The organism is Streptomyces sp. NBC_00273 (assembly GCF_036178145.1).
Lineage (GTDB): Bacteria > Actinomycetota > Actinomycetes > Streptomycetales > Streptomycetaceae > Streptomyces.
Genome location: NZ_CP108067.1, coordinates 6345532 through 6360098, shown reverse-complemented (window position 1 = coordinate 6360098; position 14567 = coordinate 6345532). Strand labels below are relative to the sequence as shown.

The following is a 14567-nucleotide window of genomic DNA, read 5'->3' as shown; positions in this document are numbered from 1 at the left end:
GGGTGGCGCGCATTCCCTCGTGCGAGGATTCGACGCAAGAACGCGATCACGCACGAAGGAGTGCACGTGCCCGGAGAGAATCTGTCCCGCGACGAGGCCCGCGAGCGGGCCGAGCTGCTGTCCGTCGACGGGTACGAGGTGGTCCTCGACATCCGGTCCGCGGTGGACGAGGCCGAACCGGCCGAGGGTCCGCGGACCTTCCGCTCGGTGACGACGATCCGCTTCCGGGCGGCGGGCACCGGCGCCTCCACCTTCGCGGACCTGATCGCGCCCTCGGTGAACGCCGTGACCCTGAACGGGCGCTCGCTGGACGTGGCCGCCGTCTTCGACGGCGCCCGGATCTCCCTCGACGGCCTGGCCGCCGAGAACGTCCTCGTGGTGGACGCGAACTGCGCGTACAGCCGGACGGGCGAGGGCCTGCACCGCTTCGTGGACCCGGAGGACGGCGAGGTCTACCTCTACACCCAGTACGAACCGGCCGACGCGCGGCGGGTGTACGCGAACTTCGAACAGCCCGACCTCAAGGCCCCGTACCGCTTCGAGGTGACGGCTCCTGCGGGCTGGCAGGTGTGGAGCAACGGCGCCGAGGAGTCCCGCGGGGCGGGCGTCTGGCGGTTCGCGGAGACCGCGCCGATCTCCACGTACATCACGTGCGTGGTCGCGGGCCCCTACCACTACGTGACGGACTCCTACACGCGCGGGGACCTGACCATCCCGCTGGGCGCGATGTGCCGCAAGGGGCTGGCGAAGCACTTCGACGCCGATGACGTCTTCCTGATCACCAAGCAGGGCTTCGACCTCTTCCACGAGATCTTCGACTACCCGTACCCCTTCGGTAAGTACGACCAGGCCTTCGTGCCGGAGTACAACCTGGGCGCGATGGAGAACCCGGGGATGGTGACCTTCCGCGAGGAGTACATCTTCCGCGGCAAGGTCACGAAGGCCTCCTACGAGCGCCGCTCGAACACGATCCTGCACGAGATGGCGCACATGTGGTTCGGCGACCTGGTCACCATGAAGTGGTGGGACGACCTGTGGCTGAAGGAGTCCTTCGCGGACTTCATGGGCTCCTTCGCGCTGGTGGAGGCCACCCGCTTCGACCAGGCGTGGGTCACCTTCGCCAACAACCGCAAGGCGTGGGCCTACCGGGCCGACCAGCTGCCGTCCACGCACCCGATCACGGCCGACATCCGTGACCTGGAGGACGCCAAGCTGAACTTCGACGGCATCACCTACGCCAAGGGCGCGGCGGTGCTCAAGCAGCTGGTCGCCTACGTGGGGCGGGAGGCCTTCCTGGAGGGCGCGCGGCGCTACTTCAAGGCCAACGCGTACGGGAACACCACGCTCGACGACCTGCTGTCCGTGCTCGCGGAGGTCTCCGGGCGGGACATGGCGCAGTGGTCGCGGGCCTGGCTGCAGACCGCCGGCGTGAACGCGCTGACCCCGGTGGTCACCTACGACGCGGGCGGTCGGGTGACGGAACTGGCGGTCGTGCAGGAGGGCGACGAGCTGCGCCCGCACCGGGTCGCGGTGGGCCTGTACCGGCTGGATCCCGACGGGACGCTGGTCCGCTACGCGCGGGCCGACGCGGACGTGTCGGGAGTGCGGACGGTCGTCACGGAGCTGGCGGGCGCGGAGCGGCCCGACCTGGTCCTGGTCAACGACGAGGACCTCACCTACTGCAAGATCCGCTTCGACGAGGGCTCGATGGCCACGCTGCGGGCGCACCTCGGCGACCTCACGGACCCGCTCGCCCGGGCGCTGAGCTGGTCGGCGCTGTGGAACCTGACGCGCGACGGCCTGCTGCCCGCCCGCGACTTCATCTCGCTGGTCCTCGCGCACGCGGGCCGCGAGAGCGACGTCGGCGTCCTGCAGATGCTGCACGCGCAGGCCCTGACCTCGGTCACCCACTACGCGGCGCCCGCCTGGCGCGAGCAGGGCGGCCGGGAGCTCGCGGCGGGCGCGCTGCACGAGCTGCGGGTCGCGGCGCCGGGATCGGAGCACCAGCTGACGTGGGCCCGTTTCTTCGCGGCGAGCGCGGCGACGGAGGGCGACTTCCAGCTGCTGCTGGGGCTGCTGGAGGGGTCGGCGCGGATCGACGGGCTGGACGTGGACCAGGAACTGCGCTGGGACTTCCTGCTGCCGCTGACCGCGCACGGGGCGGTGGACGAGGCCGTGCTCGCCGCCGAACTGGCGCGCGACGACACGGCCTCGGGCAAGCGGCACCAGGTGCGGTGCCTGGCGGCGCGGCCCTCGCCGGCGGTGAAGGACCAGGCGTGGGCGGCGGTGGTCGAATCGGACGCGCTGTCCAACGCGCTGGTCGAGGCGACGATCGCGGGCATGCAGCAGCCCTCTCAGCGGGGCCTGCTGGCGGGCTACGCGGGGCGCTACTTCGAGGTGATCGAACGGGTGTGGGCGGACCGGTCGATCCAGATCGGCATGGACGTGGTGAAGGGGCTGTACCCGTCGCTGCAGAGCGACTCCGCCACGCTGGACGCCACCGACGCGTGGCTGTCGGCCCACCCCTCGGCTCCGCCGGCCCTGCGCCGGCTGGTCCTGGAGTCCCGCGACGACCTGGCCCGCGCCCTTGCCGCGCAGCGGTGCGACGCGACGGCGGGCCACTAGCCTGCGGCGCCGTTTCCCGGGGCGGAGCCCCGGGAAACAGCGCCGGGCGGGGTCCCCCGGACGGGCGCACTCCATCGGCAGTCGAACGCCCGTACTTTAGCCCTACCTTGTCCGGATTTGTCGACGAGCGTGTAACAGGGGTTAGCAGGGCCGCGGCCCGAGGGAATCACCGCCTCATGAACCACAACGCGCCCCTCCCCCTCGCCCACCTCACCGGCAGCCGCCCCCGCGTGCTGACCCTCGCCCAGCTGCGCGAGCACGGCGTCACCGCCTCCGACGCGGCCGAGCGACCCTGGCAGCAGATCCTGCCCGGGGTGTTCCTGCTCCACTCCGGCCCGGCGACCAGCGAGGAGCGGCTGCACGCGGCGCTGCTGTACGCGGGGCGGCGCGGCGGCGAGGTCATGATCACCGGGCTGGCGGCGCTCGCCCTGTACCGGTTCAGCTCCGCGCCCCCGCTGCTCGCCCTCTCGCACATCGACGTCCTGGTGCCCGGCACCCGGCGGCTGCGCTCCACCGGGGACGTGCGGATCGTACGGACGCACACCCCGCCGCGGTCCCAGGAGGTGACCGGACTGCCGGTGGCGCCCGTCGCCCGGGCCGTCGCCGACGCCGTCACCCAGCTCTCCGACGCCGTCACCGTACGCCGCCTGCTGAGCGAGGCCGTTCGCGGCGGGCACTGCGAACCGGCCGCCGTCGTGCGGGAGCTGACGGTGGCCCGGCTGCTGAACCGGCCGCACGTGGTCGACGCGGTCGAGTCGCTGCTCGCGGAGGGCCGGGCCCTCGCCGAGGACCGGCTGTACCACCTCGTACGCGGCTGCGAGCTCCCCGACCCGGTCTGGAACGTCGACCTGCGCCTGCCCGGCGGCCCGCACCTCGGCGGGGTCGACGCGTACTGGCCCGAGCTCTCCGTCGCCGTGGAGATCGACACCCGCGCCCCGCGCCAGGGCGAGGACGAGCAGTGGTCCGAGTCCGTGCGCAAGCGCGAGACCCTGGAGCGGCTCGGGGTGACCGTCATCCACATCACCCCGCGCAAGCTCCGCGACTGGCCCGAGCAGCAGGCCGCGGTCATCCGGACCGCCCTGACGGCCGCCGATGACCGGGAACCCGCCGCCTACCTGGTGGTGCTGCCCAGGTGAGGCGAGTACTCCGGGGTGCTCCAGAGCAGCCGCCCGGGATGCACGCCCTCCACCACCGACTCCACCCGGAAGCGGGTGCGCCGGCTCCCGTCGGCCCCGAACTCCGTCCGGGCCCGGCCGCTGAGTTGCAGGACCGCCCCGCTCTCCCAGTCCGGGAAGAGCAGCCCGGCCCGCGGATCGGCCGTCAGGTTCCCCAGCGTCAGGAACATGGCGTTGCCCGAATAGTCCGGCCAGGCCAGTTCGACCGGCGAGAGCACCTCGACGAAGCCGGGCAGCCCGCCCCGGTGGCTGACGTCGGCCCCGTCCGCCTCCGCCGTGGTGGCGACGAAGAAGGTGTCGGCGCCGCGCACGGTCCGCTGCTGGCCCGGGGTCAGCGCCTCCCCGCGCCGCACCACGCCCGCCCCCTCCCGGACGAGTTCCAGCGGCTGCCTCTTCTGCAGGTACTTCGGGCAGTTGGCGAAGACCTGTTCGACCTCGACGGCGAAGCCTCCCCGCGTCACCTCCAGGGTCCCGTTCAGCCGCATCCGGCGCCGGGTGCGCGGGTCGAGCGCGATGGTCCCGACCCGGGTCCCGGCCGTGGCCAGCGCCCCGGCGAGCGGATCTCCCGCCGGTGGACCGCCGGCGACGGCGATCCGGTCCGGCCCGGTGGCCCGTACGAAACCGGGCGCACCGGTGAGCAGGGAGGCCCACACCCGCCCCGCGCCGTCGGCGGCGCCGACGACCAGGTGCGGCTGGAGCCCGAGGAAGGCCGCGGCGACGTCCCGGACGCCCGTGCCGATCGAGCGGCCGACGTGTTCGGCGAGGTCCCGTACGCCGACCCGCTCCTGCACGGCCAGCGCGCCCCAGTGGTATGCCCCGGACATCGGAGGAACCTTCCCACGATCGAATCTAACCTTTCACCCTGAGGTTAAAGGTTAGGCAGGCAGGCGTCAACCGCTCACGTACCCTTGAAGGGTTAGTCACCCGGCGAGAAGGGCTCCAGCGACATGACGGCGGCGGATCCACGACCCCTGACCGGGGAGCCGGTCGCCCTCGACCTGCTCAACACCCGCTGGGTCGCAGACGGCGAACCACTGGACCTCTTCGCCGGTGCGGCCGGGCTCACCCGGGTACAGGGGCTGGCGGTCTGGCTGGAGAGCACCGGCCTGGCCGACCGCTTCCGCGCGGACGCGGCCACCCTCGTCCACCTACTGACCGCGCGCGAGGCCCTGGCCCGCGCGGTCGCGGACCCGACCGACGAGAGCGCCCGCACCCTGGTCGACGCCGTACTGGAGCACGGCCGCATCCGCGCCACCCTCACCGCCGAAGGCCCGGGCGAGCGCGCCGAGTTCGCCGATCCGACCTGGGGGCCCGCCTGGACCGCGGCGCGCGACTACCTCGACCTACTGGGATCCGCGCCCGACCGGATCCGCACGTGCGCGTCCGAGACCTGCGTCCTGCGCTTCTTCGACGTCTCGCGCAACGGCACGCGGCGCTGGTGCTCGATGGCCGCCTGCGGAAACCGGGCGAAAGCCTCGCGCCACTACGCGCGCACGCGCGAGCGCTGAGCGCGCGAAATCTGTCACACCTGCACCGGGGCGCGATCGCGTCCCGGTGCTGATGCATGGCCGCCAAGTCGATAAATCGACCGATCAGCCCCTGCGGTTCGCACCACTGTGCCCCGGTAAGGCCGTGCTGGCGCATTCTTCGCGCTGGCGAGGTTCCGCCATGACAGGTCTCGGTCAATGACAACTCTCCCCAAAGAGCTGTCGCTTAGGCCAAGCTGACCGGTCATCCGGCACCGAAATCCGGACCGTATCTTTCACTTACCAGGGATGCTGATGACCCTCGAATCCCCCAGTTCCATATCCGGGGCCAGACGCGTCGCGCGCGTCGCGGCCGCGGCCGGTCTGGTCGCCGCACTCGCGGCCACCGGCGCCGGGCCCGTCTTCGCGGCGACCGGCGCGGACACCCCGGGCACCTCGCCCGCGGTCAAGTCCGCAGACCAGAAGCTCGGTTCGGCCGACGCCGAACTCCTTCAGCAGGCCAAGGCCAAGGGCGACGCGAACGTCACCGTCATGGTCGCGACCGCCCCCGGCCAGACCAAGCAGGTGGCGGACCAGCTCGGCTCGGTCCAGGGTGCCTCGGTGGGCCAGACGTACGACAACCTCGGTTACGTGCGCGCCACCCTGCCCACCGACAAGGCCGACGCCGCGCTGAAGGCGGCCACCAAGCTGTCCTCGGTGCACGGCATCGACCTGCGGCACGAGATCCAGCTGCCGGACCCGCGCCCCGACGCGGACCGCGAGAGCGGCACGGTGAAGAAGACCGCCGCCGAGACCTACGCGGCGCCGGACAAGAACACCCCCGCGAAGAACCCGTACAACCCGTCCTTCGAGACGGGTGCGGTCGACTTCGTGAAGGACAACCCGCAGGCCGACGGCCGCGGAGTGACCATCGGCATCATGGACTCGGGCATCGACCTCGGTCACCCGGCCCTGCAGAAGACCACCACCGGCGAGCGCAAGATCGTCGACTGGGTGACGGCCACCGACCCGATCACCGACAACGACGCCACCTGGCGCCCGCAGATCACCCCGGTCACCTCCAGCGGCGGCAGCTTCACCGCGGGCGGCCAGAGCTGGAAGGCCCCGGAGGGCAGCTTCCAGTGGAGCCGCTTCAGCGAGTCGATCACCGCCACCGGTGACATGAAGGGCGACGTCAACCGCGACGGGGACACCACCGACCGGTTCGGCCTGCTCTACGACGCCGCCGCCGGCACCGTCCGCGTCGACACCGACCAGGACGGCGACTTCACGAACAACGAGCCGATGAAGCCGTACAAGGACGGCTACCAGATCGGCTACTTCGGCACGGACAACCCGGCGACCGACGTCGCCGAGCGCATCCCGTTCGTGATCGAGATCCGCAAGAACGTCCCGATGGACCCGCTGGGCGGCGACTGGGTCGGCAAGAAGGCCGACTTCGTCAACGTCGGCATCATCGAGTCCGAGCACGGCACGCACGTCGCCGGCATCACCGCCGCCAACAGCCTCTTCGGCGGCCAGATGAACGGTGAGGCGCCCGGCGCCAAGCTCGTCTCCTCGCGCGCCTGCTCGTGGTCCGGCGGCTGCACCAACGTCGCGCTGACCGAGGGCATGATCGACCTCGTCGTCAACCGCGGCGTGGACATCGTCAACATGTCCATCGGTGGTCTGCCGGCGCTGAACGACGGCAACAACGCGCGCTCCGAGCTCTACAAGAACCTCATCGACACCTACGGCGTCCAGCTGGTCATCTCGGCCGGCAACTCGGGCCCGGGCGTCAACACCATCGGCGACCCCGCCCTCGCGGACAAGGTCATCTCCGTGGGCGCGTCGGTCTCCAAGGAGACCTGGGCCGCCAACTACGGCTCCGGTGTGAGCACGAAGTACAACATGTTCCCCTTCTCCTCGCGCGGTCCGCGTGAGGACGGCGGCTTCACGCCGACCATCAGCGCCCCCGGCGCAGCCATCAACACCATCCAGACCTGGCTGCCCGGCGCCCCGGTGAAGGAGGCCGGCTACACCCTGCCGGCCGGTTACGGCATGCTCCAGGGCACCTCGATGGCCTCGCCGCAGGCCGCGGGCGCCAGCGCCCTGCTGATCTCGGCCGCCAAGCAGAACAACATCAAGCTGACGCCGGCCTCCCTGCGGGTCGCGCTCACCACGGCCGCCAAGAAGATCGACAACGTCCCCGCGCACGCGCAGGGTTCGGGTCTGATCGACATCCCCGGCGCGTGGGAGTCCATCCAGCGCGACGCGAAGGCCAACGAGTTCACCGTCAAGGCGCCGGTCGACACCGCGATCGACCAGTTCCTGAAGACCCCGGGCTTCGGCACCGGCCTGTACGACCGCGAGGGCGGCCTCAAGGTCGGCCAGAAGAAGGTCTACAACGTCGTCGTCACCCGCACCACGGGCGTCAAGTACGGCACCCGGCACGACCTGAGCTGGCGCAACAACGACGGCACCTTCAAGGTCATCGGCGGCTACGACTACGTCACCCTGCCGCTGAACAAGCCCGTCACCATCAAGGTCGAGGCCAACGCCAAGACCGCCGGCGTCCACAGCGGCATCCTGCAGCTGGACGACGAGACCACCGAGGGCATCGACAAGCAGATCCTGACGACCGTCGTGGCCGCCGCCCCCCTGGCCGCGCCGTCGTTCGCCCTGTCTGAGACCTCCTCGGTGCAGCGCAACAGCCACAAGTCGTACTTCGTGACGGTCCCGCCGGGCGCCAAGAGCCTGGAGGTCGCCCTCGGCGGTCTCGCGGCGGGCGCCCAGACGCGCTTCATCGCGATCCACCCGCACGGCGTGCCGGTCGACCCGACGGCCACGACCAACTGCTACCCGAACTACGACAACCCGGCCAACACCTGCCGCCCCGACGTCCGCTCGTACCCCGAGCCGACCCCGGGTGTCTGGGAGATCGAGGTCGAGGCCCGTCGTACGTCGCCGGTGCTCGACAACCCGTTCAAGCTGGACGTCTCCGTGCTCGGCGCGGCCTTCGACCCCGCGGTCAAGGTCCTGCCCGAGGTGAAGCAGGGCACCCCCGCCCCGGTCCAGTGGAGCGTCAAGAACGCCGGCGCGGCCATCTCCGGCGGCAAGCTCGCCGGCGGTCCGCTCGGTTCCGCGAAGGTCGCCAAGCCGACCATCGCGCCCGGTCAGACCCACTCCACCGAGATCGTGGTCCCCGCGGGCACCTCGCGCCTCGACGTCGCGATCGGCAAGGTGTCCGACACCGCCGCCGACCTCGACCTGGAGGTCTACAAGGACGGCGTCAAGGTCGGCTCGGCCGCCGACGGCGACTCCGAAGAGGCCGTGAGCCTGGTGAACCCGGCCGCGGGCACCTACACCGTCAAGGTGATCGGCTACGCGATCCCGTCCGGCTCCACCACGTACGACTACCGTGACGTGTTCTTCTCGGCCGCCCTGGGCTCCGTCCAGGTCGACGAGGCCGCCGCGGTGAACCTCGCCACCGGCGCCACCGCGCAGGTCTCGGCGAACGTCCTGGTCAGCAGCGCGGCCCCCGAGGGCCGACAGTTCTTCGGCCAGGTCCAGCTGCTCAACGCCCGCGGCACCGCCGCCGGCACCGGCAGCGTGCAGATCGAGAAGGTCCTCCCGTAGGACCCCGCAGTACGGAAGACCCCGAGGGGGCGGCGCTCTGACGAGCACCGCCCCCTCGGGCCGTTCCCCCGGTCCTGCTCCTTGCGGTCCTGCTACTTGCCGAGCGAGCGCAGCGACTCGGCGTAGGTGCCGACCGCGTGCGCGATCACGTCCAGGTTGGTGTCGAAGACCTTCAGGTCCAGGTTCTTCAGGTCGTCCCCCTTCCCGTGGTAGTTCGGGTCGTACGGGGCCCCGGCCGTACCGCCGTAGCGCCCGGCCTGCTCGACGGTCTTGATGCCCTCGGCGCCGGTGAAGGTGCCGCCCGCCGGGATGCCGTTCGCGATGAACGGGCCGTAGTCGGAGCGGCCGTCGAAGTCACTGCCCTCGTGCGGCTTGCCCTTCTTGTCGAGGAAGCCGTTGATCAGCGCCTCGATCTCGGCCGAGCCCGCCGGCCCCGCACCCGCGCCCGTCCTGTCCGAGTCGTCCCCGTCGTAGACGAACTGCACCGGGTTCGGCGAGGCGATCATGTCGAAGTTGAGGTAGAGCGCGATGTCCTTCTTCTGCTTCTCGGACAGCTGCGCGACGTAGTGCTCCGAGCCCAGCAGGCCCAGCTCCTCCGCCGACCACCAGCCGAAGCGCACCTTGTTGGCAGGCCCCTTGCCCTTCTTGTTGGCGCCCTCGTCCGCGAGCTTCAGGGCCACCTCCAGCAGCCCGGCCGAACCGGAGCCGTTGTCGTTGATGCCCGGGCCCTCGGGTACCGAGTCCAGGTGGGCGCCCACGGTCACCACGCGGTCGGAGCGACCGCCCCGGGTCTCGGCGATCACGTTGCGGGTGGTCTTCTTCACGTGCTCCTGGTCCAGCTCCAGCCGCACGCTCACCTCGCCCTTCGCGGCGGCCGCGGCCAGCGCCTCGCCGTCGGCCAGTGTGATGCCGGCGCTCGGGATGATCCCCTCGGCGGGCGAGGAGAACCCGCCGCGCACCGGGGTGGTTCCGCTGTGGTTGTAGACGATGACGCCGAGCGCGCCGGCCGCGGCGGCGGCCCGCTGCTTCTCCACGAAGGTGCACGCACCCCGCTTGACCAGGGCGATCTTCCCGGCGAAGGCACCGGCCGGGTAGTCGTCGGCCGTGCAGCCGGGGGTCTCGTCGACCCGGGCCAGGGCCAGCGGCGCGGCCAGGCCGCCGGCCGGGGTGGACTTGGTGAAGGTGAAGGCGGCGGTGGCCAGCTCGCGGGAGTCCGGGCCGAGGACGGTGGTCTTCTCCGCCTTGGTGTGCGCCTCGTAGATGTCGAAGTCCTGGTACGAGACCTGGTACCCGGCCTTCTTCAGCGTGTCGTACACGTAGGCGGCGGAGGCCGCGTGGCCCGGCGTACCGGCGGCACGGTTGCCGCCGTTGGCGTCGGCGATCTGCTGGAACTTCTTCAGGTGGCGCCAGGCGCCCTTGGCGGTGACCTCCTCCACCAGCTCCTTGGCCAGCCGGCCCTCGCGCGGGTGGGCGGCCGCCGGCGTGGCGGTCAGCAGGACGGGCGCGGCGACGGCGGCGGCCGCGAGGGCGGCGAGCGCCGGTATGGACCGGCGGCGGTGGCGGATGGCGCGCACGGTGGATCTCCCCGAATCGGTGGTTCGTTCTGCGGTCGGTCATGTCCGGATAGCGGTCACGACAGACCGGACGTTAACCGGCTCCGACCAGGCAAAACGGGTGTTCGGGGGCCCTGCAACAGGCCCGCCACGAACTCGCCACAGGGGTTCACATTCGGGACACCGTCCGAACCTCGGACAATGGATTGGACAAGGCTCGTGGGGTCGAACGCATGATGGCTCCACGCGCGCCCGCGTCGTACGGAGCAAAAGGAGTCACCGTGAGGGTCGGAATCGTCGGAGCCACCGGTCAGGTCGGCGGAGTCATGCGCAGCATCCTCGCCGAGCGCAAGTTCCCGGTGGACGAGCTGCGCCTGTTCGCCTCGGCCCGGTCCGCCGGCTCGACGATCGAGTGGGAAGGCCGGGAGATCACCATCGAGGACGCGTCCGCCGCCGACTACGCGGGCCTGGACATCGTGCTCTTCTCCGCGGGCGGCGCCACCTCCCGGGCGCTGGCCGAGAAGGTCGCCTCCCAGGGCGCCGTCGTGATCGACAACTCCTCCGCCTGGCGCGGCGACCCGGCGGTCCCCCTCGTGGTCTCCGAGGTCAACCCGCACGCGATCAAGAACCGCCCCAAGGGCATCATCGCGAACCCGAACTGCACCACCATGGCCGCGATGCCGGTGCTGCGCCCGCTGCACGACGAGGCCGGCCTGACCGCGCTGGTCGCCACCACCTACCAGGCCGTCTCCGGCTCGGGCCTGGCCGGTGTGGCCGAGCTCAAGGGCCAGGCCTGCGCGGTCTCCGAGAACGCCGACCAGCTGACCTTCGACGGCGGCGCGGTGGAGTTCCCCGAGCCCGCCGTCTACAAGCGCCCGATCGCCTACAACGTGGTCCCGCTCGCGGGCAACCTGGTCGACGACGGCTCCTTCGAGACCGACGAGGAGCAGAAGCTCCGCAACGAGTCCCGCAAGATCCTGGAGATCCCGGAGCTCAAGGTCTCCGGCACCTGTGTGCGCGTGCCGGTCTTCGCCGGCCACTCCCTGCAGGTCAACGCCCGCTTCGCGCACCCGATCAGCGTCGAGCGCGCTTACGAGCTGCTGAAGGACGCCCCGGGCGTCGAGCTCTCGGAGATCCCGACCCCCCTGCAGGCGGCGGGCAAGGACGCCTCGTACGTGGGCCGCATCCGCTCCGACGAGACGGTGGAGAACGGCCTCGCGCTGTTCCTCTCCAACGACAACCTGCGCAAGGGCGCGGCCCTGAACGCGGTGCAGATCGCCGAGCTCGTGGCCGAGGAGCTGCGCGGCTGATCCCGCTCGTTGGACGCGGGGGCGGCACCGTCACGGTGCCGCCCCCGCGTGCGTTTTTTCGCCCGTGGATTAGTCCGAGGCGGCAGCGCTGTCCGGATGGCAGGATGGCCGGGCAACGTCACCATCGAAGGAGATGAACGCGTGCCAGGCACGAATCTCACCCGTGAAGAGGCTCAGCAGCGGGCCAAGCTGCTGACCGTCGACTCCTACGAGATCGAACTCGATCTCAGCGGCGCGCAGGAGGGTGGCACCTACCCGTCCGTGACCACCGTGCGCTTCCAGTCGGCCGAGGCCGGGGGCGAGACCTTCATCGACCTGGTCGCACCGGCCGTGCACGAGGTCGTCCTCAACGGCAAGTCACTGGACGTCGCGGCGGTCTTCCACGACTCCCGGATCGCCCTGCGCCACCTGGCGGCCGGGGCCAACGAGCTCCGCGTCGTCGCGGACTGCGCGTACACGAACACCGGTGAGGGCCTCCACCGCTTCGTCGACCCGGTCGACCAGCAGGCCTACCTCTACACCCAGTTCGAGGTACCGGACGCGCGGCGGGTCTTCGCCAGCTTCGAGCAGCCCGACCTGAAGGCCACGTTCCAGTTCACCGTGACGGCCCCCGAGGGCTGGACGGTCATCTCGAACTCGCCACGGGACGTCCCTGAGGGGGCCGAGGCCGCGGACGTCAAGGACAACGTCTGGCGCTTCGAGCCGACCCCGCGCATCTCCTCGTACATCACCGCGCTGATCGTCGGCCCGTACCACTCCGTGCACAGCTCCTACGAGGGCCCGGACGGCCAGTCCGTCCCGCTCGGCATCTACTGCCGCCCCTCGCTCGCCGAGTTCCTCGACGCGGACGCGATCTTCGACGTCACCCGGCAGGGCTTCGACTGGTTCCAGGAGAAGTTCGCCTACGACTACCCCTTCGCCAAGTACGACCAGCTCTTCGTCCCGGAGTTCAACGCGGGCGCCATGGAGAACGCGGGCGCGGTCACCATCCGCGACCAGTACGTCTTCCGCTCCAAGGTGACGGACGCGGCGTACGAGGTGCGCGCGGAGACGATCCTCCACGAGCTCGCGCACATGTGGTTCGGCGACCTGGTCACCATGGAGTGGTGGAACGACCTGTGGCTGAACGAGTCCTTCGCAACGTACACGTCGATCGCCTGCCAGGCGTACGCCGAGGGCTCGAAGTGGCCGCACGCGTGGACCACCTTCGCCAACTCCATGAAGACCTGGGCGTACCGGCAGGACCAGCTGCCCTCCACGCACCCGATCATGGCCGACATCCGTGACCTCGACGACGTCATGGTCAACTTCGACGGCATCACGTACGCCAAGGGCGCCTCGGTGCTCAAGCAGCTCGTCGCCTACGTCGGCACGGACGCCTTCTTCAAGGGCGTGCAGGCGTACTTCAAGGCGCACGCGTTCGGGAACACGCGCCTGTCCGACCTGCTGGGCGCCCTGGAGGAGACCTCGGGCCGCGACCTGACCGCCTGGTCGAAGGCGTGGCTGGAGACGGCCGGCATCAACATCCTGCGCCCGGAGGTCACCACCGACGCGAACGGTGTGATCACCGCCTTCGGCATCCGCCAGGAGGCGCCCGCGCTGCCCGCCGGCGCCAAGGGCGAGTCCACCCTGCGCCCGCACCGCATTGCGGTCGGCCTGTACGAGCTCCAGGACGGCGCCCTCGTGCGCACCGACCGGATCGAGCTGGACATCGACGGCGCGCTCACCACGGTGCCGGAGCTGGTCGGCCGCACCCGTCCGGCGGTCTTCCTGCTGAACGACGACGACCTGTCCTACGCGAAGGTCCGTCTCGACGAGGAGTCCCTCGCCACCGTCACCGCGCACATCGGCGACTTCACCGAGTCCCTGCCGCGCGCCCTGTGCTGGGCCTCGGCCTGGGACATGACGCGCGACGGCGAGCTCGCCACCCGCGACTACCTCGCGCTGGTCCTCTCGGGCATCGGCAAGGAGTCCGACATCGGCGTGGTCCAGTCGCTGCACCGCCAGGTGAAGCTGGCCATCGACCTGTACGCCGACCCGGCGTGGCGCGAGCAGGGCCTGGCGGCCTGGACCGAGGCCACCCTGGAGCACCTGCGCGGGGCCGAGCCGGCGAGCGACCACCAGCTGGCGTGGGCGCGGGCCTTCGCGGCCAGTGCCCGCACCGAGGGGCAGCTGACCTACCTGTCGGCGCTGCTGGACGGCGCGGCGGAGATCGAGGGCCTGGCCGTCGACACCGAGCTGCGCTGGACGTTCCTGGAGCGGCTCGCCGCGACGGGCGTCGCCGAGGAGCCGGCCATCGCCGCGGAGCTGGAGCGGGACGCCACGGCGGCCGGCGAGCGCCACGCGGCGACCGCCCGGGCGGCGCGCCCGACGGCGGAGGCCAAGGCCGAGGCGTGGGCCTCGGTCGTGGAGTCCGGCGACCTGCCGAACGCGGTGCAGGAGGCGGTGATCGGCGGCTTCGTCCAGACCGACCAGCGCGAGCTGCTGGCCCCGTACACCGAGAAGTTCTTCTCGGCGGTCAAGGAGGTCTGGGAGACCCGCAGCCACGAGATCGCCCAGCAGATCGCGGTGGGCCTCTACCCGACGCTCCAGATCTCGCAGGGGACGCTGGACGCGACGGACGCATGGTTGGCCTCGGCCGAGCCGAACGCGGCCCTGCGCCGTCTGATCTCGGAGTCCCGCGCGGGCGTCGAGCGCGCCCTGAAGGCCCAGTCCGCGGACGCGGCTGCCGCTGCCGCTCAGGCCTGACGGCTCGCGCCGTAGCCGGGGCTCCGCCCCAGACCCCGCGCCTCAAACTCC

8 protein-coding genes are annotated in these 14567 nt (G+C 71.2%); 6 read left to right on the top strand and 2 right to left on the bottom strand.

The features are described 5' to 3' along the window. Positions 1 to 66 precede the first annotated feature (66 nt). A complete protein-coding gene (pepN, locus tag OG386_RS28125) occupies positions 67 to 2625 on the top strand; it encodes an aminopeptidase N (RefSeq protein ID WP_328790424.1) in 2559 nt (852 codons plus the stop codon). Positions 2626 to 2801: 176 nt separating this feature from the next. Then, on the top strand, positions 2802 to 3761 hold the full coding sequence (locus tag OG386_RS28120) for a hypothetical protein (protein ID WP_328790423.1): 960 nt from the start codon (positions 2802 to 2804) through the stop codon (positions 3759 to 3761). On the opposite strand, the gene OG386_RS28115 is transcribed toward OG386_RS28120, so the two are convergent. Further along, complete coding sequence (locus tag OG386_RS28115; RefSeq protein ID WP_328790422.1) at positions 3737 to 4624, bottom strand: pyridoxamine 5'-phosphate oxidase family protein; 888 nt, start codon at positions 4622 to 4624, stop codon at positions 3737 to 3739. The genes OG386_RS28120 and OG386_RS28115 overlap by 25 nt on opposite strands. A 123-nt stretch (positions 4625 to 4747) precedes the next feature. Here OG386_RS28115 and OG386_RS28110 point away from each other — a divergent pair, with 123 nt between their 5' ends. Continuing rightward, on the top strand, positions 4748 to 5308 hold the full coding sequence (locus tag OG386_RS28110) for a CGNR zinc finger domain-containing protein (RefSeq protein WP_328790421.1): 561 nt from the start codon (positions 4748 to 4750) through the stop codon (positions 5306 to 5308). Positions 5309 to 5581: 273 nt separating this feature from the next. Next, on the top strand, positions 5582 to 8905 hold the full coding sequence (locus OG386_RS28105) for a S8 family serine peptidase (RefSeq protein ID WP_328790420.1): 3324 nt from the start codon (positions 5582 to 5584) through the stop codon (positions 8903 to 8905). Between the two features lie 92 nt (positions 8906 to 8997). Here OG386_RS28105 and OG386_RS28100 read toward each other — a convergent pair whose 3' ends face one another. Beyond that, positions 8998 to 10479: a M28 family metallopeptidase gene (locus OG386_RS28100; protein ID WP_328790419.1), complete on the bottom strand. Its 1482-nt coding sequence runs from the start codon at positions 10477 to 10479 to the stop codon at positions 8998 to 9000. Positions 10480 to 10739: 260 nt separating this feature from the next. Between OG386_RS28100 and OG386_RS28095 the strand changes: the two genes are divergently transcribed. After that, entirely contained in the window at positions 10740 to 11768 is a 1029-nt protein-coding gene (locus OG386_RS28095) for an aspartate-semialdehyde dehydrogenase (RefSeq protein WP_328790418.1), read from the top strand. A gap of 141 nt (positions 11769 to 11909) precedes the next feature. Next, a complete protein-coding gene (pepN, locus tag OG386_RS28090) occupies positions 11910 to 14516 on the top strand; it encodes an aminopeptidase N (RefSeq protein ID WP_328790417.1) in 2607 nt (868 codons plus the stop codon). Positions 14517 to 14567 lie beyond the last annotated feature (51 nt).